This window comes from Listeria marthii (assembly GCF_014227425.1).
GTDB classification, from domain to species: Bacteria; Bacillota; Bacilli; order Lactobacillales; family Listeriaceae; genus Listeria; species Listeria marthii.
Map to the genome: position 1 here is coordinate 355,820 of NZ_JAASWB010000002.1, position 25,656 is coordinate 381,475.

Genomic DNA, 25,656 nt, shown 5'->3' on the forward strand with positions numbered 1-25,656 from the left:
ACACTCTTAACAAACAGCGCTTTCAAGGATTAATTTCTGCCAGCCCATTAAATAGTTGAACCGGACACAAAAAACGGCTATACTACTAGCAGATAGGTAGATTAGGAGGACATGGCATGGATAAAAATGAACAAGTCATGGCAAGTGTCAGAGATTTATTTAATAAGCTCGCGTGGATTAACAAAGTGAAAATGGAAAAAGCGCTGGAAGGATATAAACCCTCCGAAGTCCACTGCATTGAATATATTGCCAAAATTGAAGATCCAAATGTGACGAAACTAGCGGAAGCTTTTTATATGACTAAAAGTGCGATTAGCAAAATTACGAAAAAACTGATGGATAAAGGCTATATCGAAAGCTATCAAAAGCCGGAAAATAAAAAAGAAATCTATTTTCGTTTAACTGCTAAGGGTGACGAAATCAACCAAGTGCATGATAGTTTACACCAAGAATTCCTCGATCGGGATAAAGTTGTTTTTGAAGATGTGTCGGATGAACAATATGCGGAAGTTTTAAAATTTGTTGATAAATATAGTCGGCATTTAGATGTTGAAATGAAGAAAGTTTTAGATGCCAAATCTGAATAAATCTAGTGACAGCCTTACTTTTTTCACGTAGGGCTTTTTTTATCGTTTTATTTTTGTTGACAAGGAAACAAAAACGAGTTAAGCTATTTATGTTTCCTAGGACACCAATTAACTATTCGATAGGAGAATTACATGTTCCAATCTAAATCTACACAACCTTTAATCAATAAGAAAACCTTACTTTTCGGTCTTATATCTGTTTTCCTTTGCGGGATGGGCTTTAGTATTATTATGCCTGTTGTCCCTTTTCTAGTCGCGCCTTATGTGAGTAGTGCCAGTGAGCAGGCGCTGATGGTGACGCTACTTACGTCCGTTTATGCGCTTTGTGTGTTTTTTGCGGCGCCTGGGCTTGGCGCTTTGAGTGACCGGTTTGGCAGACGTCCGGTTTTACTAATTTGTTTTATTGGCTCTGCAATTGGTTACTTTGTTTTCGGACTTGGCGGGGCGCTTTGGGTGCTCTTTCTTGGTCGGGTAATTGAAGGGATTACTGGTGGGAGCATTAGTACGCTTTTCGCCTTCTTTGCTGATATTACACCGCAAGAACAACGGACGAAATACTTCGGGTGGGTCAGTGCCGCTGCTGGTGCGGGCGCTGCACTTGGACCGGCTTTTGGCGGATTACTCGCCCACTTTGGTTATGCTGTGCCATTTTTCTTTGGAGCGGCGATCACTTTGCTCAACTTTATGTTTGGTTATTTTTACATGCCTGAAAGTTTACAAGAAGAACATCGCTTAAAACGAATTCCACTTGTGCGGCTCAATCCTTTTTCCCAGTTGCTTAATATTTTGACGATAAAAAACTTAAGTCGTTTGCTGATTGCAGCGTTCTTGATTTGGGTACCAAATGGTTCTCTGCAAGCTGTTATGACTCAATTTACGATTGATAGTTTTAGTTGGAAGCCAGCTTTAATCGGGATGATGTTTTCTATTATGGGGATTCAAGATATTCTTTCGCAAGCGTTCGTTATGCCCAAACTGCTACTCAAATTAACGGATAAACAAATTGCTATTCTGGGGATGATTGCTGAAATTATTGGCTATGCGCTAATTGCAGCTTCCTCGATTTTCACACTTGCTCCACTGCTTGTTATTGGAATGTTCGTTTTCGGATTCGGTGACTCGATTTTTGGTCCTGCTTTCAATGGAATGGTCTCAAAATCGGCTAGTGCAAGTGAGCAAGGTCGAATTCAAGGTGGTAGTCAAGCCATTCAATCGTTGGCGCGCATTATTGGACCAATTATCGGTGGGCAAATTTATATCACACTTGGCCACGCAGCCCCGGCCGCAATGGGCGTCATCTTAATAACCGTAGCGATTTTCGTTCTCTATCAAAGAACTCGCCCGGCAATATAAAAAGGGATTCCAACTCGGAACCCCTTTTTCATTAAATTGTATTAAATTGGGCATCATATAATCGTTTGTATGCGCCATTTTCTCGCGCTAAAAGTTCCTCATGTGTGCCGGTTTCTGCAATGCCTGTTTCGTTGACCACGATAATTCGGTCGGCGTGCTTAATTGTCGCGAGTCGGTGCGCGATAATCAAGGTCGTTCTGCCTTCTGCTAACTCTTCTAGCGAGGCTTGAATCACTTGCTCGGTTTCGGTATCAAGTGCCGAGGTTGCCTCATCCAAAATTAAAATGGGTGGATTCTTCAAAAACATCCGCGCAATTGCTAACCGTTGTTTTTGCCCGCCAGAAAGTTTCACACCGCGCTCGCCAATGATCGTATCAAGGCCATCTGGCATTTCTTCTACTACTTTGGAAAGGTGCGCGAGTTTCACGACATGCGCAATTTCTTCATCGCTAGCATCTAATTTTCCGTAGGCGATATTTTCGCGAACTGTGCCAGAAAACAAGAAGACATCTTGTTGCACGACGCCGATTTGTGCGCGCAAGGATGGTAAGGTAAATCGTTTAATATTTTCGCCATCAATCGTAATCTCGCCATCTGACACTTCATAAAAACGTGGCAATAAATTACAAATCGTCGTTTTCCCAGCACCACTCGGCCCGACAAATGCGACTGTTTCGCCGGCTTTAATAGAAAGGTTAATATGATTTAGCACATTTTTTCCATCGCTATATTCAAAAGATACTTGGTTGTATTCAATGTCGCCGCGGAACTCACCAGCTGGCTTGGCATCTTTTTCGTCTTGGATAGTTGGCTCTGTATCCATCACTTCTAGGAATCGCTTAAAGCCCGCGAAACCTTTTGGATAGCTTTCGATTACGTTGTTAATTTTCTCGATTGGCCGGATGAAGACGTTTGTTAGCAAGATGAAGCCGACAAATTCCCCGTAAGAAATTTCGCCATTGATTGTAAAGTAAGCCCCGAATAAAAGTGCGAATAAACTAATCAATCGCATTAGGAAATAGTTGAACGAAAAACTTAGTCCCATTACTTTATAGAACATTAATTTTGATTTACGGTAAGCTTGGTTGAGAACTGCGAAGCGACCTTTTTCATGTGGCTCATTAGCAAATGCTTGGACGACGCGCACCCCGCTGATTGCATTTTCGACTCCAGCGTTAAAATTCCCTAAATCTTTAAAAATTCCAGTCGTTACTTTCGTCATTCGCTTATTGAAGTACACAATTAACACAGTCAAAATTGGCACTAAGATAAACGTCGAAATCGCTAGTTTGACGTTGATATTTAACATTAAGAAAAATGCGCCAAACAGCGACATAATCGAAATAAAAATATCTTCTGGACCGTGATGCGCTACTTCACCAATTTCAAATAAATCGGTTGTCATTCGCGACATCAATTTCCCTGTTTTCTGATTGTCGTAAAAGCCAAATGGTTGTTTTTGCAAATGGCTGAATAAATCTCTGCGCATATCTGTTTCTATGTTAAGACCAAGCATATGGCCAAAGTAAGTGACAATGTACTGCATAAATGTATTAAGTATGTAAAAGAATAATAAGGCGAGTGCTGCAGTAATAATCAGCCCAAAATCTTTTCCTGGAAGTAGCGTATCTATCACGTGGTTTACAGCAACTGGAAAAGCCAGCTCCAAAATAGCAGCTAAAACGGCGCAACCAAAATCAATGATGAAAAGCGTCCGATACGGTTTATAATAACTAAAAAATCGTTTTAAAATAACAATCCCCCCTTAAAAATAGTCATGTTTCTCATTATAGTGTAAAATGACTAAAAAAGCGATATCGTTTTTGGAAAGGAGGCAACTGATGAAACGATTAGAAAAAATTTCTTCGATTGTTCCCATCGTGCTACGAATCACCTTAAATCTGGCGCTAATTATGGTCGGCTTTACTCTTGTTGCTTTTTTAATTAGAGAGGCATTTACGATATTCAATAATATTTTCTTCTTAGACACGGACGTTTCTTACTATTATATGACACAAGATATTTTAACGTTTTTCCTTTACTTTGAATTTATTGCGCTCATTGTTAAATATTTCGAATCCCATTTCCATTTCCCGCTGCGCTATTTTATTTATATTGGTATCACAGCGATTATTCGATTTATTATTGTCGATCACTCTAGCGCAACTTCCACGCTAATACTTTCGGGGGCGATTTTACTACTTGTCGCCGCACTGTTTTTAGCGAATACGAAGATGCTCAAGCGAGAAGGATAAAAAAAGCAATCCGGTTTTCCCGGATTGCTTTTTTTGCTTATTCTTTACGACGGCGTTTTTGGGTTTGTTGCACGAGTAAATAAACCCCACAAGAAACGATGATAATACCAAGACAGGTGATTAATAAGTCTATCGAGCTATCACCAGTTTTTGGTAAAGTTTTTTTGGCTGGCTGTTTTTTTGCTTCGACTTTGGGAGCTTTTACTGTAGTTGGTGTGATTTGTTCTTTTGTCGAAATTGGTTTTTCTGTAATTTCGACTTTAGGTTTTTCTAGTTGAGGCTCTGCTGGGGTAGTTGGCTCTGGCGGATTTTCTAAACTTGGGGTTTGTTCAGGCACATTTTTCTGGTAAATAATATTGATTGTTTGCGCGCTTTCTGTGAATACACCAAGAATTTCTGGATCGTATTTTAGTAAAGTATAGCCTTTGATTTTTTTCATTGGCACTTTGTATGCTTCGTCAAAAAGCCCACTCAAATATAGCGATGGCGCTATTTGCATATTGTTTTCGTCAACATAATTGACTGTTACTTGATTCGGTTTTCCAAAATCAGGAATAGTAGAAACGTTCTTTTTATAACGAAAAATAATCTGCGAACTATCTGCGCTAACATCTTTTCGTACAAATGTATAATCAGGGATAGTTTCAAGTACTGCGGCATCGCTATCTGCTACCTCCACAGTAGGCAACAAATCTTTCCCAGTTTCATCTACGTAACTCACTTTAATCGCTCTTTCATAAATATAATGCACTTCGATACCCGAGTCGGTAATTCTACCAGTTGCATTAGTGGGTGTTTCTTTTAATTTGTAACCAGGAATATTTTTTTCGACCGATACATAATAGTAATCTGTTAAAGTTTCTGATGGCGCTATTTCAGTCCCAGCTTCATCCATATATTTTACAAGCACCGTAAACCCATTTGGATTTAAAGTAGCATCTGCATGCGCATGGATTGGTGAAAAGGCTCCACTCCCCAGACTCACGGTAATTATTACAGCTAAAATACTTATAACTAATTTTTTACAACTTACGAACACGGATAATTCCTCCTAAATTCTTCTACATTTCACATCTTATAGCTACTTCTTCTGGAAAATCAGTAGACATTTCATCGACAATCAGAACGAAATGGACACACCGAAGCTTGGCCCAACTTTTCCAAAAAGATAGAAAAAATGCTAATTCTGTTTGATTATCAAGTAGCTTTGCCCCTTTTTTTAAACTGTATTTTAACTCATCGATGTAAGGCGTAAAAATAAGTGTTTGTTCCATAGCGCCACTTTCGATATGCTTGGAAATAAAATAATGCCATTTTTTCAACATTTTTAGTCTTCCCTTGAGAAAAGCATCTATGTCCTCTGGAGAGAAATGCTCTCTTTCACCTGCGCTTATTTGGCTGTCTCCCACCAATTCAATCGTTATTTGTTTGCTAAATGCTTTTATATTTTCTAACAAGAGCATGGTTTCTCGGAAGTATAGTTGTTGAAAAGAAATTTTAATAATAAAATGTTGCTCTGGATGCTCTTTCAATACTTTACGAATTTCACGCTCGTACCACTTAATAAAATTCCTATACTCTGCTTGATTTTTAATACATAACAGATAAGAAGTGAGATGTTCTACTACGTTTTTAGTGGGAATTATTTCTTTTTTGATCAGTTGACCACTTCTCGGATCATATTGATCTTGAAGTACTAACTGGTATTGCTGAGTCAAAATACCATTCACTCCTTTCATTACACTCATGTGAAAATTAGTACATTCCAAATATTACAACAAACTGCCCGCAAAAATCATTAGGTCATATATATAAGACCAAAAAAATAAAACTTCTTAAAAAGTAATATTTTTTAAGAAGTTTTTATGATGGATAATATAAAATTTCATCTAAAATCGATAATTCAATCTGCTGTTGTTTTTGCGTTGTGCCGAACAGACTTGAGATTTCGCGATTGATTTCTGATAAGTTTTTGAATCTATTCTTTCTCTAAAAACTGCATGAGTAATGTCTGGTAAAGTAGCGCAAGTGATTCATAACCAAGCGTATCAAGAATTTCTATCGCACCTTTAGACTTATTGTAACCTTGTTCGACCTGCTCGCTTTTCATCCATATCAAGCCTTGATAATAATTGTGCATAATTCGGTAAAAAGCACAGTCATGCGAAGCCGATAGCTCGTATAATATTTCTAATAATTGTGTGGCGTAATCTAGTTGATTTCGGGCAATTAATTCTTCTGTTATATTCGTTAAAAGGGTCGAAAATACTTTTTTGCCGCGATCATAATGTTTGTATTTTTCGATAGATTTCAAGACTAATTGGAAAAAATAAATTTGTACATCTTCGTCAAAATAATCGACCGAGTTTGCAAAAATACGAATTTCTTCTAATGTCCACGATTGGACTTTCCACAAATAGGTCTGGATAACTTCTTTGTCTGCTTTGGAAACGATGCTCACATCAAATTTATTATTTAAAAGGAATTGTTCTTGGATTTCGATTCTTGAGTGAACGATAGCTTCCCTCAGAGTCGCCCTTTCCCCTTTTTGCTGTAATACTTCGTTGTGTAATGCTTGTAACTCCTTCAAACTGTTTTGATTCGCCGCATGAGCAAATTTGTACCAGAAATTATCCTCCTCAGCCAACGAGTAGCCTCTATTCATAAAGAAAAATTCATCCGAGCTTAGCATCACCCGTTTCAAAATCTCTTCAAATAACACTAATGTAATATCATGTTTGCCTTTTTCAAAACCTATTGCGTAGGACTTCGAAATAATTCCGGTATAGACTTCTTTTTGCGTTAAGCCTTTAGATAGCCGTACTTCTCGAATTAATTCCCCGTAAGCAACCATGTTCATCCTCCTCCACACAAAATTCCAGTTCAGAAAATATAGGTTGAAATTCTTGGAAGAAGCGATTGTTGCTATTCTGGCATATTTACTTTAGTAGTTTAACGCTTCTACTTTTAAAATGAAACTTACAAAAATGTCACATTCGTGATAAAAAAGACTACTCACTGTTTTTGCTTGAGTAGTCTTCTTTGCTATTAAACTGCGTTATAATCAGAATTAAAAAGCTTGATTGCTTTTGTTAGTGCTACTACTTCTGCTTCTAATTTCGCTTTTTGTTTTTTAAGTTCGTACATTTGTAAGATGTTGGCTGCTTCATTTAAATCTACAGTTGTCACATCGTATCCTTTAATCCATCTAGAAAGGGAGGCGATTGAAACACCAAAGTCATCACATAATGTTTGTTTAGATGTTCCTTTATAGTGTAAATAAACGAGGCTAATTTTAAATTTTTCGGTGTATTTTTTAGTAGGCATGAACAGTTCCTCTCCTGTGCGTATTTCGTCTAAAGTAAAGTTTTCAGATAACTGTTTGTATTTAGTTGTTTTTACTGAAATCAATTAATTTTTTTGTTGTGGGAATATTACTGCTACTTTCTATAAGGGAATTTCACTTCTAATACTTCAGTTACAGTAATGTTTATTGTCTAACATAATAATTATAATTCACTTCCCCCTATTTCTAATACTAAAAAAAGACCTTTCCATCTTATTTTATGACTAAATAGTGTATTTTACGTGTCTATTCCGTGACGTTGGCAAAACTTCTAGCCGCATTAACTACTTTATTAGCACATTTGAGGCTAAAATGTCTTTTATTATTAGCTAAAATGCCACCTTTAATTTCACTTTTTGCCTATTTTTTGTCTTGTTATATCTATCGAAAAGCTTATAAATAAAGCGTTTTCGTAAATTTCAGTGTTTGATGACTATTAATAAATGGATGAATCATAGCATTATTTACTCCATTTAGTCTAATTTAAATATATAAAATCGTAAAATCATCTTACTGATTACTTTTTGTATCAAAGGAGATAAATATCACAATAAGCTAATTTGCAATTCTACTAGTAGCTTATTTCTTGGCCGCAAGCGTTTTATAGAAGAGCTTTTTTTCTTTTGTGGTACAATAAGCTACAATATACATAGAAAAGAGGGCTGCTATGGAGTTTCTACTTATTTTATTACCGGTTTTTGGGATTTTTGCAATTGGGTTTGTTGGGCAGAAAACGTTAAAATTTGATATTCCAAACTTATCTAAACTCACGCTTTATTTAATGTCGCCGTTTCTTGCATTTAATACTTTTTATACGAATCCGCTTACGATGGATTATGTTTATTTGGCGATTTACATCTTTGCGCTTTGCTTGAGTTTGATTTTGCTTGTTAGTTTGATTAGTTTTTTACTTGGTTATAACTTGCAAGATCGTTGCGCGCTCATTTTGGCTAGTGCGTTTATGAATAATGGGAATTACGGAACGCCTGTTGTGCTGCTTGTTTTTGGGGCTGTTGGGCTTGATATCGCGGTTGTTTTGATGGTCTTACAACAACTGGCAATGAGTACAATTGGGATTTACTTTGCTGCCAAAGGAAGTAAAGATGCTAACGGAATGAAAACAGTGATGAAGCGCGTTGTTCGAATGCCGATTGCTTATGGGGCCTTACTTGGACTCGCTTTGCAATTGCTACATGTTTCGCTTCCATCAGCTTTAATGACTTGTGTGAAACTTGTCGGTGATGCGGCAATTCCAACGATTATGATTGTGCTTGGAATGCAGCTGGCGGTAATTTCATTTAGACGAATTGAACTTACGAAAGTTGGGATCGCTTTAGTGCTAAAATTGCTCGTTGCACCGATTATCGCTTTCGGTTTAACGCTAATTCTCCCTGTCGATGAAATGACCAAGCAAATCATGATTTTGCTAGCGGCAATGCCAACTGCAGCCAACACTACTTTGATGGCAGTTCAATTTGATACAAAACCAGATTTAGTTTCTAGCGCCACTTTTATTAGTACGGTTTTAAGTATTATTACCTTGCCAATTGTGCTCTATTTTCTACATCCAGTTTTCTAAGGCGGGCTTCGGCTCGTCTTTTTTTGTATAGACCAATTATGAAACAAAACGTTTGCTATGCTTAATTTTTAGAAATATAATAACTATACCAATTGAAAAAGGAGGCCACGTTCTGATGGAAACTATTGATATGAAATATTTACAATTGTTAGCAAAAGAATACCCTACCATCGCAAACACTGCCACAGAAATTATCAACCTCGAAGCAATTATGAATCTTCCAAAGGGAACCGAACATTTTTTAAGTGATGTCCACGGGGAATACAGCGCTTTTGAGCAAGTGTTGCGCAATGGTTCAGGTGTTGTAAAGCGGAAAATTCGTGATATTTTTGGTGCTGAGTTAAATGATGCTGAGATCAATTCCCTAAGTACGTTGATTTATTATCCAGAAGAAAAGATGGATTTAATTGCTAGTGAGACGGAAGATTTGCATGCTTGGTATCGGACAACGCTATTCCGTCTGATTGAATTGTGCCAGTATGTTGCCTCTAAGTATACCCGCTCTAAAGTGAGAAAAGCGATGCCGGAAGATTTTGCCTACATACTAGAAGAATTACTGCATGAAAATTACAATGAAGACGATAAACGGCTTTATTATGAAGAAATTTTACAACATATTATTTCGCTTGGTCGTGCGGAAGAATTTATTAGTGCACTATCGCGGCTTATTCAACAATTGGTTGTCGATCATTTGCATATTGTTGGCGATGTTTACGACCGTGGCCCTTACCCAGATAAAATTATGGATACGTTGATGAATTACCATTCGCTCGATTTCCAGTGGGGTAATCATGATATTTTATGGATGGGCGCCGCTAGTGGTTCTAAGGTTTGCGCGGCTAATGTTATTCGCATCTCCGCTCGTTATTTAAATTTAGATATTTTAGAAGATAGTTATGGCATCTCGCTTCGTCCACTCGCCCTCTTTGCTGATGACGTGTATCAAAATGATCCTTGTACTTATTTTCAACCTAAAAATGAAGATAATATTGACTACAGCAATGCAGAAATCACTCAAATCGCGCGGATGCATAAAGCCATTTCGATTATCCAGTTTAAATTAGAAGGTGAAATCATTCATCGCCGCAAAGAATTTAATATGGAGCATCGGCTACTGCTTGATTTTATTGATTATCAAAATGGCACCATTCATTTAAAAGGCAAAGATTACGCGCTGCTAGATACGCATTTCCCAACGATTGATCCAGAAAATCCGTACAAACTTACTAGTGCGGAAAAAGAGCTGATTGAAAAAATTACCGCCGCTTTTAAAAATTGTCGCAGACTGCAAAAACATGTGCAATTTTTATATTCAAAAGGTAATATGTTTTTGACGTATAATGGCAATTTGCTGTACCATGGCTGCATTCCTCTTCATGAGGATGGGTCTTTTATGGAAATGAAACTGCGCGGAGAGAATTTTTCTGGCCGGGAACTTTTGGAGCAATTCGAAATACTCACCCGTGAAGCTTACGTCCGCCCTCCCGGAACGAAAGAAAAGAAATACGCTTGTGATATCGTTTGGTATTTATGGACTGGCGCTATTTCTTCGTTATTCGGAAAAAGTGAAATGACTACTTTTGAACGTTATTTTGTTGCGGAAAAAGAAACGCACGCAGAGGAAAAAAATCCTTACTATAAATTGCGGAATGATGAGCAAATTTGTAAGCAGATTTTGGAAGAATTTGGGCTTGATGGCGAATGTGGGCATATTGTTAATGGGCATACTCCAGTCAAAGAAGGTAAAGGCGAAAGTCCGATTAAAGCTGGCGGAAAAATGCTGGTGATTGATGGTGGATTTGCAAAAGCTTATCATAAAGAAACAAGCTTAGCTGGCTATACGCTATTGTTTAATAGTTATGGGTTGCAATTAGTAAGTCACCAGCCGTTCACCACGAAAGAGGATGCAATTAAAAATGAAACGGATATCCTCTCCACTCGCCAAGTCATCGAAATGGAAATTAACCGTAAGCGCGTTAGAGACACTGACATTGGGACAAAACTAAGTGAACAGGCTCGGGATTTAAAATTATTACTTGATGCTTATCGCAATGGTTTGCTTCATGAAAATCGATAAGTACAGTGTTTGGAATTGTCATAAAACTTTCACAAGTGGCGAATGGGTTGGGCCGCAACCACTAACACTTAATTATCTCCTGAGTCCTTAATTTAGCTAGTGCATCTTCTCTCAAAAAAAGTTATATTTAAATAGTAGTTATTTCTTAATAACATTCATAAGAGAATATCTATTCATTCCCACATCGCTTCTGATTCCCACAGATCAAAAGCAAAAAAGAAGGTCCAGAGCTATCTGGACCTTCTTTTTATTTACCTTGTTCGCGCGCTAATCTTCTAGCTTCCCGTGCAGCTTTTCTTGCTGCTCGTTCATCATCAACTGGCGCTTTTGCCACTTCTTCTGTGACTTCTTTTTTCTTTAATATTTTTTCTAAATCAAGCCCAGCCATTGTAGCATAGCGTTTAAAGCGTTTCTCAGCGTCTAAACGGGTTTTCTCGGATAGTTTTGTTGCCACTTCCGGATTTGCTTTATATAGCGCCGAATAGCGTGTTTCACGTTTAAGGAAATCTTCAAATTGATCGAAATCGACTTTTTTGTAGTCCATCGTCATTGGATTTTTTCCTTTTTCTTCCAGTGCTGGATTGTAACGATACAAACTCCAGTAGCCGCATTCCACTGCTTTTTGCGTTTCACTAAGCATCGTTTTCATACCGCTTGAAATTCCGTGATTAATACATGGCGTATAAGCAATAATTAATGATGGCCCTGGATATGCTTCCGCTTCTTCAATTGCTTTTAAGGTTTGGCGCTTATTCGCTCCCATCGCAATTTGGGCTACATAAATATTTCCATAGCTCATCGCCATAATGCCAAGGTCTTTTTTGCCGACTGATTTTCCGCCTGAAGCAAATTTGGCAATAGCTGCAGTTGGTGTGGCTTTCGACGACTGACCGCCTGTGTTCGAGTAAACTTCATTATCCATCACGAAAATATTCACATCTTCACCTGATGCTAACACGTGATCAATTCCGCCAAAGCCAATATCATAAGCCCAGCCATCGCCACCTAGCATCCACTGCGAACGTTTAATAAATAATTCGCGGTCATTATAAATTGATTCGAGTACCGCATTGCCTTCCATCTCACTAAGAAGTGCAAGTTGTAATGCTTCTGCTCGTTCGCGCGTATCTTCTGAAACGTCCATTTGCGTTTGCCAATCGACCAAAGCTTCACGTAAAGTCTCTGAAATAGATTCTTCCGCAAGCGCTTGTGTCACTTTATTGTTTAAAGCTTTTCGCATCGTTTGGTTGGCTAAATACATACCGTAACCATATTCCGCATTATCTTCTAAAAGCGAGTTCCCCCACGCTGGGCCGTGTCCTTTGTCATTGACGGTATATGGCGTTGCTGGTGCGGATGCGCCCCAAATCGAGGAACAGCCAGTCGCATTCGCAATCATCATCCGGTCGCCAAACATTTGCGTTAATAATTTAACATACGGCGTTTCACCACAACCCGCACAAGCTCCGGAGAACTCAAGTAGCGGTTGCTCAAATTGGCTGCCTGGAACAGTATTTTTCTTACCAGGATTTTTCTTCGGTTTGACATTAATTGCAAACGACCAATTCGGATTTTCTTTGGCAGCCACTTCTTCAAATGGTTTCATCACAAGCGCTTTCTCTTTCGCCGGACATGTTTCCGCACATAAATTACAACCAGTACAGTCCATTGGCGAAACTTGGATGCGGTAACGAAGACCATCTTTTCCACGCATTTCACGTGTCATAAAGCCATCTGGAGCGGATTCCATTTCTTCCTCATCCGTTAAAATTGGACGAATCGCTGCATGTGGACATACAAAGGCACATTCATTACACATCGTACAGTTTTCAGAAATCCATTCGGGAACTTCGAGAGCAATCCCGCGTTTTTCGTAAGCTGCTGTTCCCGGAGGATAAGCACCACTAACCATTCCATTAGAAATTAAATCGCCAACGGTCAAATTGTCGCCTTCTAAACGGTTCACAGGTTCAAGAATATTTTGGATGTAAGCTGGTTTTTCGGTCGTTACAGTTGTTTCGGCTGTGACAACGGGATTTGCCCAACTTTCAGGAACTTCTACTTTATGCAAATTAGCAACGGTTTGGTCCATTGCGAGAATATTTTTCTCCGCAACTGCCATATCTTTTTTCCCGTAAGTCGCGATAGCCGATTCTTTTAAGTCAGCCAGTGCTTTTTCGAACGGTAAAATGTCGGTCACTTGGAAAAAGGCGGTTTGCATGACGGTATTAATTCTTCTACCAAGTCCTGCTTCCCCAGCAATTCTCATCGCATTTAATGTATAAAATTGGATATTATTTTTCGCAATATATTCGCGCATTGCAGCTGGTAAATGGCGTTCTAACTGCTCGCCTTCCCAAATGGTATTAAGCAAGAATGTTCCACCCGGTTTCAAACCTTTTAATAAATCATACGAACGTAAATAGGCCGAGGTAGAGCAGGAAACGAAATCTGCTTGTTGGATTAGATAGGCCGAGCGAATCCGTTTTTCTCCAAAGCGCAAATGCGAAACGGTTAGCCCGCCTGATTTTTTCGAATCATAGGAAAAGTAACCTTGTGCATATAAATCGGTGTTATCGCCAATAATTTTAATCGCGGCTTTATTCGCGCCAACAGTGCCATCCGAGCCGAAGCCCCAGAATTTGCATTGGAATGTTTTTTCAGAAGTAAGGTCACTTGGTCCATCATTTTCGATAGATAGATTTGTAATATCATCTGTAATCCCAATCGTAAAGCGCGGTTTTGGTTTTTCGGTCATTAGGTGCGAATAAACACCGAGAATCTGGTCTGGTGTAACATCTTTTGAACCTAAGCCATATCTACCGCCAATAACTAGTGGACGAGTCTCACTATCATACAGTACACTTTGCACGTCGAGTAGAAGTGGTTCGCCGCCTGATCCGGGTTCTTTTGTCCGGTCTAAAACAGCCACACGTTCTACTGTTTTCGGCAGTTTTGCTAAAAAGTTTTCTGCTGGGAAAGGACGATATAAGCGAATATTTAGCAAACCGACTTTTTTGCCTTGGGTTGTTAAGTAATCGATCACTTGCTCGATAACTGGTGTCACGGAGCCCATTGCCACAATAACATCCGTAGCATCTTCTGCACCATAATAATTTACTAAGTCGTAATCTGTGCCACGAAGCTGATTAATTTCTTGCATGTAGTTTTGCACAATACCGGGAATTTCCTCGTAATAGCGGTTCACTGTTTCTCTTTGCTGGAAAAAGATATCCGGGTTTTGGTTCGAACCTAATGTTTTAGGGTTGTTTGGTGTCATTGCGCGATTTCTGAATTGTTGTAACGCCTCTTTGTCGAGCAATTTTTCTAATTCATCATATTCGAGTACTTCGATTTTTTGTAATTCATGGCTCGTCCGGAAGCCGTCAAAAAAGTTTAAAAATGGCAAACTTCCTTTTAGTGAGGCCAAATGAGCAACGGCGGATAAGTCCATAACTTCTTGGACGGAACCTTCTGCTAACATCGCAAATCCTGTTTGGCGCGCTGCCATGACGTCACTATGATCGCCAAAAATATTCAGCGATGCCGCCGAAATCGTTCTTGCGGAAACGTGAAAAACAGTCGGTAATAGTTCGCCGGCAATTTTGTACATATTTGGAATCATTAAAAGTAAACCTTGGCTCGCCGTATATGTACTAGTTAGCGCGCCTGCTTGAAGTGAGCCGTGAACCGTTCCTGCTGCCCCTGCTTCGGACTGCATTTCTACTACTTTTACAGGTTCATTGAATAAATTTTTCTTGTTTTTTGATGACCATTCATCCACGAGTTCAGCCATGGTGGAGGAAGGGGTAATCGGATAGATTGCTGCAACTTCAGTAAATGCATAAGAAATATAAGCTGCGGCTGTGTTTCCATCCATTGTTTTTCTATTTCGCATAAGACTCAACACTTCCAGTCATTCTAGTTTTATAATCATTCTTATTTTACACCACTATTCGCTTATACTCAATGCTTCACAAGGACTAGTAAAAGTGTAGATTTTTAACAAAAAAAAGAAACTAGCTGGAAATTAAGCTAGTTTCTTTTTTCTTTTATTCGTTTAATTCTAAAACAGACTCAGCAATGTTGTTTGCATGGTCGCCGATTCGTTCTAAATCACTAACGATATCGATATACAAAATCCCGCTAACTACTTGGCATTTGCCTTCATTTAAGCGGCGGATATGACTTTTACGTAATCTGCGTTCTGCTTTGTCGATATCTTTTTCAACTAAAATTGTTTCTTCCGCAAGCGAGCGATCTTTTTTATGCATTGCTTTTACTGCACGTTCGAAATTCGCTGTTGTCAGTTCAAACATTTCGATCAGTTGTTCGGACGCTTCATCGGACATTTTTGCTTTATTTTTAATCAGTTGATCAATGTTTTCGACGATATTCTCCATGTGATCACCAACACGTTCAATGTCACGAACGGTATCAAGCATTAGCGCGTGCTCTTCTGTTTCGTTATTAGTTAAAGCCACAGAAGAAATTTTCGTTAAATACTCGGTGATTTTTCGGTCTAAATTGTTCACGGCTTCTTCTACTTGAATAGTGGATTCTGCGTGTTTAGATTCCCGGTTAACCAAATATTGTCTTGCTTCTTGTAAACCAAATTTTGCGTAATCAGCCATACGAAGTGTTTCTTCGCGAGCCATTTCAAGTGCAATACCTGGTGATTGGTCGATTAAATTGGTATCTAAATGTTTTGTTTTATAATCAATTCGTGAGTCGTCGCCTGGAATAAGTTTTGTTACAAGCCAAGCAAATGCACCGATAAACCAGAATTGGATAAATGTATTTGTCACGTTAAACGTTCCGTGCGCTACGGCAATCGTCATTTCTGGATTCAAGCCAAACAGTCCTTGTAAGTATGAAACCAGTGCGGTAAATAGCGGTAGGATCAGCATAAAGATGACGGCACCGATTAAGTTAAATATTACGTGTGTCGCTGCTGCACGTTTCGCTGCAACACTCGCACCAATTGCTGCAAGAACAGCTGTAATCGTTGTACCAATGTTGTCCCCGAATAGTACCGGTAAGGCCGCTTGAAGATCAATCGCACCTTGACCATATAGTTCTTGTAAAATCCCGATGGTCGCACTAGATGACTGTACAACCGCCGTGAAGATCGTTCCGATTAACAAACCTAAGAACGGATTCGTACTCATTTGAGCAGTTAATTCGTGGAAAGATTCCATTCCAGCAAGAGGTTTCATCCCTTGCCCCATCAAATCTAAACCATAAAATAATGCACCAAAACCAAAGAATACTTGGCCGATATTTTTCACTTTATGATTTTTAAAGAAGAATAAAAGTACTGCACCAACAGCAATAATTGGTAAAGAATACTCGGATAGCTTAATACCAATAATAAAGGCGGTTACGGTCGTTCCGATGTTCGCCCCCATGATAACACCAATTGCCTGTTTTAACGTCATAAATCCGGCACTTACTAATCCGACCGTCAAAACAGTCGTACCTGAGCTACTTTGAATTAATACTGTAACTAAGATCCCGGCAAGTACACCCATAAAAGGATTCGTTGTGTACTTATCTAAAATATCGCGGAGTCTGTCGCCGGCTGCCATTTGCAGTCCGTCTCCCATATATTTTATACCGAAAAGAAAAATTCCAAGTCCTCCGATAAATTGAAAAATCATCTGCTGAATATTTATGTCTCCCATGAAAATCTCCTTTTTGTTTGTAATCTTGTAATTTCACTCTTTTTTCATCATAAAAGAAAGTAAAAGCAACGTAAATAACTTTTTTTTATTTTGTAAAGGGAAATCCAAGTAAATCTCTGAAAGTTGTTGATACTAAAGGTTTTATCACGTTCCGAATGTATTGTTAAGTTTTTGTAAAGATGGGCTTAACAAACCACTTTATTTTTCACTGCGTAATTTTGCGATAAATTCTTTTGCAGCTACGACATTTAATTGCTTGCTTTCTTGCAAAAATGTGGCTACTTTTTCGATTTCATCGGCTTTCGCACCAGCTGTCATGGCTAGTGATTTTGCTTGTAGTGACATGTGACCACGTTGAATTCCCTCTGTTACTAACGCTTTTAAAGCAGCAAGATTTTGCGTTAAACCGACAGCGCATACTAACATCGCTAATTCTTTCGCTGATTCGACGCGGGCAATTTTTTTCGAAAGGGTTGCGATAGGATGGATACCGATAGAACCTCCTACAAAGGCGACTGGCATCGGTAAAGTCAATTCGCCAACTAAGTACCCTTCCGCATCTTTTGACCACTTAGTCATCGGTTTATAGCTTCCTGTGCGGGCGGCGTATGCATGACTTGCTGCTTCAACTGCACGCCAATCGTTTCCAAATGCCATAATTACCGCATCAATTCCATTCATAATGCCTTTGTTGTGCGTTGCTGCTCGGTAAATGTCGGCATCGGCAAATTCATACGCAGCAATGATTCGGTCACGCACCCATTCACCGCTCTGGGTTTTGGTTGCTAAGCTTTCTGGTTTTATGCGACACATCGCGGTTGCGGTCGCTTCATCTACTAAATTGGATAAAATGCGCATATTAGCTTTTCCGGAAGTTAACGCTTCTAATTCTGGCGCTAACGTTTCGACCATGGTATTTACCATATTGGCGCCCATTGCTTCTTGTGTATCTACGAGTAAATGAACAATAAATAATGTTTCGTCGTTGGCTGTTTGCGCTGTTCTAACTTGGAGATCAACCGCACCACCGCCACGCTTTTGTAACGATGGATGCGCTTGGTTAGCGATAGTAATTAGCTTTGCTTGATTCGCAATTACGTTTTCTTTAGCAAGTTGGATATCTGGAACAGAAATTAACTCGATTTGTCCAATCATTTTCCGCTTCGTTGCACGGCCTGTAATCCCACCATTTTGCGCAATAAGTTTGGCCCCGGAGCTTTGTGCGGCAACAACGGATGGTTCCTCCATCGCCATTGGAACAACGTAGGATTTACCGTTTAATAGCATATTCATCCCTAAACCAAGTGGCAGCGAATAAATACCAATTGCGTTTTCAATCATATGATTCGCTTTATCAAAAGAAAGTGCCCCTGTAGAAGCTAAAAATGCTTGTTCTTCCTCATTTAAGCCAGCATACTCAGCCAAAATTGCGCGGCGTTCTTCTACTGTTTTTTTATAAAATTTATCAAAAGCATTCATTGCTTTATCACCTCAAATTAAAATTTATCCATCTAATTGACTATAGCATATTTCGAAACTGGATGTAACGGTCCCAGTAATCTCCTTCTAATTCGACGCGTTTTTTTGGTTTGTCCCATTTTCCGACCACTTCGCCATCTGTAATAATCGCCGGTCTGAAAATCCCATTTTTCGTGATAATTTCATCGTGCCATATTTCCGGTAAAACGACTGAACGGTCGCGGTAGCCGATAATCCATTCGTCAAAACCAGCGAGTGGAATAGTAGCTGGTTTTTCACTATTTTCAACCAAATTTGTTATGTAATAATCACCCATTTTAGGCATATCCACTAACCCAATTTTAGCATCCGTCATATTTAATCCAGACCAAAAGCAGAAATCTTTTAATGTCGCCGGGGCATGGCTTTGGAGGTACCGTTTCGCGAGCTCTTTTATCGCGCCCTCCCGCGTGAAATGATGCGTATCAGCTGGAATATGTTTCGTATTTCTAAAAGTTTCATCCGGTCCTGAACAAATGACTTTCCGCGAGCTTAAATAAACCAACAGCTGTGCAAAAGGGATTCCCGCGCTTGGTAAATCGATTGTCGCTAAATGTGCCGCCAGATTTTTTCTAGTAACTGCTTGTTCCGCAATAAATGCCGCAACAACTTCAGTAGCCTTTTCAAGTACCTCTTCTGTTAAACCTAACTTCGCCCGATACGGTTTACATATTTTATCTATCGTAGGCGCAATTAAGTCCATCATCCAGTGATAATCTTTGGCTGAAAAAAGATGAATGGTTCCGCGCAAAAGCCACGTTCGGATAATTTCACCATTATCAATTGCCTCTTTCACAGCTAGCTCACTAGGCGCCGTCATTCTACTTCCAACAGCCCAAAGCGATTGACCATAATTTTGCGATTGCATGGCACCAAAATGAGAGACAATTTTTTCGGGGGAATCGCACCACGAGGATGCTACTAATTTTTGATTAATAAAGCGGTTTTCAATTATTGTTTTTGCGTCCATCTGTTAACCTCTTTTTTTAGTTTATTGTAGCATAAAAATCCCCTCCAGTTCGATAAGCTGGAAGGGATTTTTTTCATATTAGAAATTAAAGTTATCTGGATCTGGGCCAGTTCTTTCATCTTTATTTAATCCGCTGATTTTTGCAACCTCTTCTTCGGTTAATTCGAAGTCGAAAATATCGGCATTTTGGATAATACGTTCTTGGTGGACTGATTTTGGAATAGTCACGACACCGATTTGTAAGTCCCAGCGAAGAATGACTTGCGCAACTGATTTACCGTGTGCATCTGCAATGGCTTTGATTTCTGGGTTAGAAAGTAATTTACCGTTACCAAGTGGAGACCAAGCCTCTACGACGATATTGTTGTCAGCACAGAATTTGCGTAATGGTTCTTGTGTTAATTGCGGATGTAATTCGATTTGGTTTACCATTGGAGCAATTTCCGCGTCTTCCATTAATTCTTTTAGGTGATGTTCGTGGAAGTTACATACGCCGATTGCGCGAACGCGTTTGTCTTTATATAATTTTTCAAAAGCGCGCCAAGTGTCTTTGAATTTACCTTTGACTGGCCAGTGAATTAAATATAAGTCGACATAATCAAGTTCTAATTTGCGTAAACTTTCATCAAACGCTGCCAAAGTGGATTCGTAACCTTGTTCTGCATTCCACAGTTTTGTTGTTACAAATAAGTCTTCTCTCGCAATGCCAGACTCTTTGATTGCTTGACCAACGCCTTCTTCATTTTTGTAAGCAGCTGCTGTATCAATGCTAATGTAACCAGCTTCGATTGCCCATTTAACAGAATTTACTGCTTCATCGCCGTCTTGCACTTTCCATACGCCAAATCCTAAACGGGGCATTTCTACACCATTTGCAAGTTTAACTGTATCTTTTAAGTTCAATATAATCCGCCTCCTAAAAGTAATAACACGTTTACTATACACCTTAGAGTATACTCAAAGGCAAACATTTGGCTTTTCGATTTTCGAGGTGCTATTATTAAGAAAAAACGAGGTGATTTTAGTGCAACAAACAATCAAAGAAGCTTCCGCGCATACAGGTTTAAGTGCCCATACGATTCGCTACTATGAACGTGAAGGTTTGATTCCTTTTCTCGCGCGTGATAAAAATAATAATCGGATTTTCGATAACGATGCTTTGCACTGGCTGGAATTACTTACATGTTTGCGCGTCACTGGTATGCCACTTGCGAAACAAAAAGAAATTGTCGAACTAACTAAATGCGGCGATGAAACTGTCTCCGAACGCATTGCTGTACTCAAAGAACATCAAGCCGATATGTATCGCCGACAAGCAGAACTTGACCGCGCGTTTAAAAAAATCGAGAAAAAATTAGCTTGCTATGAAGAATTAGAACAAGAAGTAAATAAAAGTGTGGACCAGCTTAGCTAACTGATCCACACTTTTTTTATCGTTGTTTTTTCTTTTTGCGGTGTCTTCTAATAAGATAAATAAGCACACCAATGATGACAATAAGTAAGATGCCACCAACAATCGCAATGTTTTTCACGTTTGGCACAGTGACCTCAAAATACATTTCGGATTTCTTATCAAGTGGAACATCCCAAGTCAGCTTCCCGCCATCGACACTTTTAGCATTGTTATCCCCAATCGTCGAAATCGGCAAATCCAAAACAAAGGTATAATCGACTTGGCTTAGAATTTCTTTTGGAAATGGAACATCCGCCACTTCTTTTTTCCAAATTTTTTCGATGTCGATATCCGCATCTACTTTGATTTTTTGCGTGAAGAAACTTTTTGTATTGGTAATTTTCACACCAAAGTCTTCTGGTTTCATATCGCTGTTCGTTGTATCGTTCTTATCTAGTTTCTTTTCGATATGATAGCTCGTATTTGATTTTTTATCGACCGTAAAGCCAGCTTCTTGCAGTTTCGCTACCATTTCATCGGAATAGCTTGACGCGAAAATTCCCGCCACAGCTGAAATATCGACATCAAAGGAGATAGTTGCCTCGCCCTTTTTATCGACTTTTACCGTATTGGTCACATTGGCGCACCCTGCAAGCACTAAAACCAAACTAAGTACCACTGTGAAAATTATCTTTTTCATTGGCTTGCCTCATTTCTTATTTTTGCATATGTTCGTATTCGTGGCCGCTAAGGGTAATTTCCCCGGTCACATGAAAGCCTAAGCGCTCATATAAACGTTTAGCATGCGGGTTTCCTTTATCGCAATTTAAGCCAACTACTTTTTCGCCATCTTCTGCGGCAATTTCTGTTAGTTTAGCAAGCAAAGCCGTTCCAACACCATGGCCGCGATATTTTTCGTTTGTAACAATTGAATCTAAATACCATTCGCCCGGAAACGTTTCTTTATCCGCAAAAATGGGCTCCTCGTAAGTAATACCATGCTTTTTCGCGATTGCATTCCAAGGTTGATCGATTTCAGGTTCAATTTCGCCAGGATACCCCGCTAAAACGCCCGCAATATCGCCGTCTTGTTCAAACACATGCAGATGTCTGTAACTATAACGATAATTCTCTGTCTGAATCGCTTCAATTAACGCATTCGTAATCGCTTCTTCCGTCTCTACTTCTAAAATGGGCAACTCCATGTCTTTCCATATTACTAGTAAAAGTGGCGCAATTTTCGGCGCATCTGATTTTTTGGCTTGTCGAATCAATTTTTACATCCTCATTTCTCTTTTCATTGTATCATTTTACTATTCTTTCCATCACTCTTGCAAAAATAAAATGCTATTTAGGACCCATTGCCTCCAAATAGCATTTTATTCTTAGTTTTGTGCTACTGTTTGCAAGAAATCTAATGCTTTACTTGATAAATCTGTATCTTCCATAATTTTCGGTTCTTCTTGAGTGAGTAATTTAGTTAGCTTTTTCGCTTCTTCATCGGTCAAATTTTCTAGTGTTTTTACGCTGTGGGCGATGGGTAAAACCGAGTGAATATAAGCTTTCAATGCTTCCAAACCGAGATTTTCTGTTAAAATCCCTTGGCGTAAGAGCAGTCTCGCATTATCCACCAGTTCTGTATCCAAACTAACATCATACCCTAAATGTTGTTGCTCTGTATCATGATTGTCTAAGAAATGCACCTCGACCGCAATGTGCTCTACTTCATAAATTCGTAAACGAACGCGCATATCCGACTCAAACACTAATTTCACACGAAAAGTGGCACCAAGTTCTTCGTTCATCTCTACTACTTCGCCTAATAGCCATGCGTGGAAAGCAAGTAATTTTTGCCGAACTTTATTATTTTTAATATGGTCTAACACATATGGAAGTACGATTTTATTCGCATCATCCGTCCAATATGTTGGCAAATCACGCCAATATTTTTCGGTATCCGCACTCGTTCCATTAACTAACAAAAGCGGATACGGATAAGCACTCATATCGCAAAATTGATTTTTTTGAAGCTCATATAAAAATGGAATCGTCTTTTTCACTGTTTTACTTTCGATTCCTAGTTTTTCAACAAGTGGTGCAATCACAATCGCAATTTCTTCAATAACTTCCTCGGCACGCAATTGCGCTTCTTCATTTCCCGGATAACGCGTGCCGATATTTTTACCAAAATTACGTTCTAATAAGGCTGCTACAACTTTTTCTGTCTCATTCATTTAGTTACCCTCCTTCAAGCTTTTGCTCTTTTTCGCTGAATAAGCTTTTGAATTTCTACAAATAGGAGTGGGAACATCGAGAGGATAAATGCGAGAATCCAGTGCGTTAAGCTCATTTCTACTAAGAAGAACATGTTCGCAAGTGGTGGAATAATCGCAAGTCCTAGAATAATCAACATCGAACAAATCGCGCTAAAGAATAAGCCACGGTTGGATAAAAACCCGATGGTGAAAATCGACTTATCACTTCTTACGTTGAAAATATGTGCGACAGACGACCATGCTAAAATAACAAACGCCATCGTCATCCCCACTTCATAACTTGCGCCAATCGATTGATTAATCGTTACAAATTGGCCAATATAAAATCCTGCAAGTGTTACAATCGTGAAGACGACTGCTTGTGTCGCCATTTTCTTCCCAAGTCCATTCGCAAAAATCCCAGCATTTTTCGGAATTGGCTTCCGCTCCATAATCGAGTCATCTGCTTTCTCGCGACTCAAGAAGAATCCCGGAATCCCGTCGGATACCACGTTGATTAATAGCAACTGAACAGCTACAACCGGCGCACCCCAGCCAAGGATAATCGCAATTAACATAATGAAAATTTGTGAAAAGTTAGTGCTTAACAAGAAGTAAATTGTTTTGCGGATATTCTCATAGGCTGTACGCCCTTCTTTGACTGCATCTACAATCGTTGCAAAATTATCGTCTGTTATAACCATATCTGCAGCGTTTTTAGATACATCTGTTCCAGTGATTCCCATCGCAGCACCAACATCTGCCGCTTTTAGAGCTGGCGCATCATTCACACCATCACCTGTCATTGTGACAATTTCACCGTTTTTCTGCCAAGCTTTAACGATTCGAATTTTATCTTCTGGACTAACACGCGCATATACCGCGTAATCTCGAATGTTTTTCTCCAGATCCGCTTCTGACATTTCAGCAAGCTCTGCTCCAGTAATCGCTTTGTCCCCATCCGTTAAAATACCAATTTCTTTTGCAATTGCTGATGCCGTTACAATGTGGTCACCAGTAATCATTACAGTCTTAATACCCGCTTTTTTCGCCGCTAACACAGCCGTTTTACTTTCCGGTCTCGGTGGATCAATCATCCCAACCATCCCAGCAAAAGTTAAGTCGGTCTCAAGCGCCTCACTAGACAAGTCAGTCGGCATTTCCGGATATTTTTTATAAGCAACGACTAGCACCCGAAGCGCATCCTCCGCAAAACTGTCATGCACCCGCTCTGCTTCCGCTAAAAACTCCTCTGAAAAATCTACCGGAATGCGGTCAAAGGCACCTTTTGTAATGGAAAGAAATCCGTCTTCTACTTGGTGAATCGTCGTCATTAGCTTTCTATCTGAATCAAAAGGAAGTTCGAACACGCGTGGATATTTGGCTTCCAATGCTTTTTTCGTTGTTCCTTTTTCTTCTAGTAAACGGATTATCGCGCTTTCGGTTGGGTCACCAATGATGGTTTCTTTGCCGTCTGTTACATCAATTGTCGCATTACTAGAAAGACTCAGCATCTCCAATACTTTTTCCTCAGCCGCATCAAACTCAGCTGTTGCTTTTATTGGCGCATGATCAGCTGCCCAAATTTGTTGGATAATCATTTTATTTTGCGTTAATGTCCCTGTTTTATCAGAACAAATAACCGAAGTATTTCCGATTGTTTCTACTGCAGGAATTCGGCGGATAATCGTATTTTTCCGCACCATATTTTGAACCCCATAAGCAAGCGTCAATGTCACAATAACCGGCAACGTCTCAGGAACCGCTGCTACAGCTAGGGAAATCGCAATCATCAATGTTTCAATAATCGTTTCACCGTACACATACACATCAATAATAAAAATTAAAATACCTGCTAAAAGTGCTACAATACTAAGGCGTTTAGCTAATTCTTTTAATCGTAGTTGCAGTGGCGTCATCAGTTTCGAGGTGCTATTTAAAAGTCCAGCAATTTTCCCCATCTCTGTTTCCATCCCAATTTCTACGACAACCGCTGTGGCGCGACCATTCGTTACAAGGCAGCCCGAGTAAAGCATATTCAACCGATCTCCAATTGGCGCCTTTTCCGAAACAACCGCATTTGCGTCTTTTTCAACCGGAACACTTTCACCAGTTAATGCGGATTCCTCGACTTGTAAACTGCTGCTGGAAATAATCCGCGCATCTGCTGGAATCATATCTCCTGCAACGATTTCAATAATATCCCCTGGTACTAATTCCGTCGCATCCACTTGCATCCGCACGCCATCACGAACAACCGTCGTTAAATGCGCGTTCATACTTTGTAATGCAGCAAGTGCTTTCTCGGCGCTGTTTTCCTGATAAATACCCAGCACCATATTCAAAACGACGATTCCTAGAATAACAACAACCTTCGCCCAACCATATCCAGTTGTAATTGCTAAATAGGCCGAAATTGCTGCTGCAAAAAGCAACACAATCGTTGTAATTTCAATCAAATGGTGACCAATTTTTTGAAGCAAGGACTCTTTCTTCCCCTCTTCAAATTCATTCGTCCCAAACTCTGCATGTTTTTCTTTAACCTGTTCTTTCGTTAACCCTGTGTCTAAATTCGTGTGTAGTTTACTGAGAAGTTGCTCGATTGACTCTTTTACCCAAAGCATACATCTACCTCC

At 39.4% G+C, this 25,656-nt stretch carries 20 protein-coding genes; 6 read left to right on the top strand and 14 right to left on the bottom strand.

Annotated elements, in window-relative coordinates; translation table 11 throughout:
* Positions 1-116 precede the first annotated feature (116 nt).
* Both HCJ55_RS04595 and HCJ55_RS04600 read left to right on the top strand, forming a co-directional pair.
* Positions 117-587 carry a MarR family transcriptional regulator gene (locus tag HCJ55_RS04595; protein ID WP_185506232.1) on the top strand — a complete coding sequence of 157 codons (471 nt, stop codon included), beginning with the start codon at positions 117-119 and terminating at the stop codon, positions 585-587.
* 132 nt (positions 588-719) lie between these two features.
* On the top strand, positions 720-1,940 hold the full coding sequence (locus HCJ55_RS04600) for an MFS transporter (RefSeq protein WP_185506231.1): 1,221 nt from the start codon (positions 720-722) through the stop codon (positions 1,938-1,940).
* A 31-nt stretch (positions 1,941-1,971) separates the two neighbouring features.
* On the opposite strand, the gene HCJ55_RS04605 is transcribed toward HCJ55_RS04600, so the two are convergent.
* A complete protein-coding gene (locus HCJ55_RS04605) occupies positions 1,972-3,693 on the bottom strand; it encodes an ABC transporter ATP-binding protein (RefSeq protein ID WP_185503890.1) in 1,722 nt (573 codons plus the stop codon).
* An 88-nt stretch (positions 3,694-3,781) separates the two neighbouring features.
* On the opposite strand from HCJ55_RS04605, the gene psiE reads away from it, so the two are divergent.
* A complete protein-coding gene (psiE, locus tag HCJ55_RS04610; RefSeq protein ID WP_008947234.1) occupies positions 3,782-4,195 on the top strand; it encodes a phosphate-starvation-inducible protein PsiE in 414 nt (137 codons plus the stop codon).
* Positions 4,196-4,232: 37 nt separating this feature from the next.
* Here psiE and HCJ55_RS04615 read toward each other — a convergent pair whose 3' ends face one another.
* The 4 genes from HCJ55_RS04615 to HCJ55_RS04630 all read right to left on the bottom strand — a co-directional run bounded on the left by HCJ55_RS04615 (position 4,233) and on the right by HCJ55_RS04630 (position 7,522).
* Complete coding sequence (locus HCJ55_RS04615) at positions 4,233-5,234, bottom strand: MucBP domain-containing protein (protein ID WP_185517211.1); 1,002 nt, start codon at positions 5,232-5,234, stop codon at positions 4,233-4,235.
* Positions 5,235-5,256: 22 nt separating this feature from the next.
* Positions 5,257-5,943: a diguanylate phosphodiesterase gene (locus tag HCJ55_RS04620; RefSeq protein WP_376700417.1), complete on the bottom strand. Its 687-nt coding sequence runs from the start codon at positions 5,941-5,943 to the stop codon at positions 5,257-5,259.
* Positions 5,944-6,173: 230 nt separating this feature from the next.
* Entirely contained in the window at positions 6,174-7,049 is an 876-nt protein-coding gene (locus HCJ55_RS04625) for an Rgg/GadR/MutR family transcriptional regulator (protein ID WP_185503816.1), read from the bottom strand.
* A 194-nt stretch (positions 7,050-7,243) separates the two neighbouring features.
* Positions 7,244-7,522 carry a transposase gene (locus HCJ55_RS04630; RefSeq protein ID WP_185502444.1) on the bottom strand — a complete coding sequence of 93 codons (279 nt, stop codon included), beginning with the start codon at positions 7,520-7,522 and terminating at the stop codon, positions 7,244-7,246.
* A gap of 686 nt (positions 7,523-8,208) precedes the next feature.
* Between HCJ55_RS04630 and HCJ55_RS04635 the strand changes: the two genes are divergently transcribed.
* Together HCJ55_RS04635 and HCJ55_RS04640 are read left to right on the top strand one after the other, a co-directional pair.
* On the top strand, positions 8,209-9,120 hold the full coding sequence (locus HCJ55_RS04635; RefSeq protein WP_185503817.1) for an AEC family transporter: 912 nt from the start codon (positions 8,209-8,211) through the stop codon (positions 9,118-9,120).
* 115 nt (positions 9,121-9,235) lie between these two features.
* Complete coding sequence (locus tag HCJ55_RS04640) at positions 9,236-11,197, top strand: fructose-1,6-bisphosphatase (protein ID WP_185517213.1); 1,962 nt, start codon at positions 9,236-9,238, stop codon at positions 11,195-11,197.
* Between the two features lie 247 nt (positions 11,198-11,444).
* On the opposite strand, the gene nifJ is transcribed toward HCJ55_RS04640, so the two are convergent.
* The 5 genes from nifJ to HCJ55_RS04665 all read right to left on the bottom strand — a co-directional run bounded on the left by nifJ (position 11,445) and on the right by HCJ55_RS04665 (position 20,275).
* Entirely contained in the window at positions 11,445-15,095 is a 3,651-nt protein-coding gene (gene nifJ, locus HCJ55_RS04645; protein ID WP_185517215.1) for a pyruvate:ferredoxin (flavodoxin) oxidoreductase, read from the bottom strand.
* Between the two features lie 154 nt (positions 15,096-15,249).
* Positions 15,250-16,884, bottom strand: a complete 1,635-nt coding sequence (locus HCJ55_RS04650; protein WP_008947225.1) for a Na/Pi cotransporter family protein — start codon at positions 16,882-16,884, stop codon at positions 15,250-15,252.
* A gap of 198 nt (positions 16,885-17,082) precedes the next feature.
* Positions 17,083-18,363 (bottom strand): hydroxymethylglutaryl-CoA reductase, degradative, encoded by a 1,281-nt coding sequence (locus HCJ55_RS04655; protein ID WP_185502440.1) that lies wholly within the window; start codon positions 18,361-18,363, stop codon positions 17,083-17,085.
* A gap of 40 nt (positions 18,364-18,403) precedes the next feature.
* The gene (locus HCJ55_RS04660; RefSeq protein WP_185502439.1) at positions 18,404-19,372 is read right to left on the bottom strand and encodes a winged helix DNA-binding domain-containing protein; all 969 of its coding nucleotides are present in this window, start codon (positions 19,370-19,372) and stop codon (positions 18,404-18,406) included.
* A gap of 78 nt (positions 19,373-19,450) precedes the next feature.
* Positions 19,451-20,275, bottom strand: coding sequence for an aldo/keto reductase (locus tag HCJ55_RS04665; RefSeq protein WP_185396257.1), 825 nt, complete (start codon positions 20,273-20,275; stop codon positions 19,451-19,453).
* Between the two features lie 121 nt (positions 20,276-20,396).
* Here HCJ55_RS04665 and HCJ55_RS04670 point away from each other — a divergent pair, with 121 nt between their 5' ends.
* Positions 20,397-20,786: a MerR family transcriptional regulator gene (locus HCJ55_RS04670; RefSeq protein ID WP_008947221.1), complete on the top strand. Its 390-nt coding sequence runs from the start codon at positions 20,397-20,399 to the stop codon at positions 20,784-20,786.
* A 16-nt stretch (positions 20,787-20,802) separates the two neighbouring features.
* On the opposite strand, the gene HCJ55_RS04675 is transcribed toward HCJ55_RS04670, so the two are convergent.
* The 4 genes from HCJ55_RS04675 to HCJ55_RS04690 all read right to left on the bottom strand — a co-directional run bounded on the left by HCJ55_RS04675 (position 20,803) and on the right by HCJ55_RS04690 (position 25,644).
* A complete protein-coding gene (locus HCJ55_RS04675; protein WP_185517217.1) occupies positions 20,803-21,465 on the bottom strand; it encodes a protein with hydrophobic anchor in 663 nt (220 codons plus the stop codon).
* Positions 21,466-21,481: 16 nt separating this feature from the next.
* Positions 21,482-22,039, bottom strand: coding sequence for a GNAT family N-acetyltransferase (locus HCJ55_RS04680; protein WP_185502436.1), 558 nt, complete (start codon positions 22,037-22,039; stop codon positions 21,482-21,484).
* Positions 22,040-22,150: 111 nt separating this feature from the next.
* The gene (locus HCJ55_RS04685) at positions 22,151-22,999 is read right to left on the bottom strand and encodes a hypothetical protein (RefSeq protein WP_185517219.1); all 849 of its coding nucleotides are present in this window, start codon (positions 22,997-22,999) and stop codon (positions 22,151-22,153) included.
* A 14-nt stretch (positions 23,000-23,013) separates the two neighbouring features.
* Positions 23,014-25,644, bottom strand: coding sequence for a cation-translocating P-type ATPase (locus HCJ55_RS04690; RefSeq protein ID WP_185517221.1), 2,631 nt, complete (start codon positions 25,642-25,644; stop codon positions 23,014-23,016).
* Positions 25,645-25,656 lie beyond the last annotated feature (12 nt).

Excerpts from the sequence above, each read along its gene's own strand:
- HCJ55_RS04685 (WP_185517219.1), bottom strand. The coding sequence starts at position 22,999 with ATGAATGAGACAGAAAAAGTTGTAGCAGCCTTATTAGAACGTAATTTT.
- HCJ55_RS04600 (WP_185506231.1), top strand. The coding sequence starts at position 720 with ATGTTCCAATCTAAATCTACACAACCTTTAATCAATAAGAAAACCTTA.
- HCJ55_RS04660 (WP_185502439.1), bottom strand. The coding sequence starts at position 19,372 with ATGGACGCAAAAACAATAATTGAAAACCGCTTTATTAATCAAAAATTA.
- HCJ55_RS04675 (WP_185517217.1), bottom strand. The coding sequence starts at position 21,465 with ATGAAAAAGATAATTTTCACAGTGGTACTTAGTTTGGTTTTAGTGCTT.
- HCJ55_RS04635 (WP_185503817.1), top strand. The coding sequence starts at position 8,209 with ATGGAGTTTCTACTTATTTTATTACCGGTTTTTGGGATTTTTGCAATT.
- nifJ (WP_185517215.1), bottom strand. The coding sequence starts at position 15,095 with ATGCGAAATAGAAAAACAATGGATGGAAACACAGCCGCAGCTTATATT.
- HCJ55_RS04650 (WP_008947225.1), bottom strand. The coding sequence starts at position 16,884 with ATGGGAGACATAAATATTCAGCAGATGATTTTTCAATTTATCGGAGGA.
- HCJ55_RS04595 (WP_185506232.1), top strand. The coding sequence starts at position 117 with ATGGATAAAAATGAACAAGTCATGGCAAGTGTCAGAGATTTATTTAAT.
- HCJ55_RS04655 (WP_185502440.1), bottom strand. The coding sequence starts at position 18,363 with ATGAATGCTTTTGATAAATTTTATAAAAAAACAGTAGAAGAACGCCGC.
- HCJ55_RS04625 (WP_185503816.1), bottom strand. The coding sequence starts at position 7,049 with ATGGTTGCTTACGGGGAATTAATTCGAGAAGTACGGCTATCTAAAGGC.
- HCJ55_RS04640 (WP_185517213.1), top strand. The coding sequence starts at position 9,236 with ATGGAAACTATTGATATGAAATATTTACAATTGTTAGCAAAAGAATAC.
- psiE (WP_008947234.1), top strand. The coding sequence starts at position 3,782 with ATGAAACGATTAGAAAAAATTTCTTCGATTGTTCCCATCGTGCTACGA.
- HCJ55_RS04620 (WP_376700417.1), bottom strand. The coding sequence starts at position 5,943 with ATGAGTGTAATGAAAGGAGTGAATGGTATTTTGACTCAGCAATACCAG.
- HCJ55_RS04690 (WP_185517221.1), bottom strand. The coding sequence starts at position 25,644 with ATGCTTTGGGTAAAAGAGTCAATCGAGCAACTTCTCAGTAAACTACAC.
- HCJ55_RS04630 (WP_185502444.1), bottom strand. The coding sequence starts at position 7,522 with ATGCCTACTAAAAAATACACCGAAAAATTTAAAATTAGCCTCGTTTAT.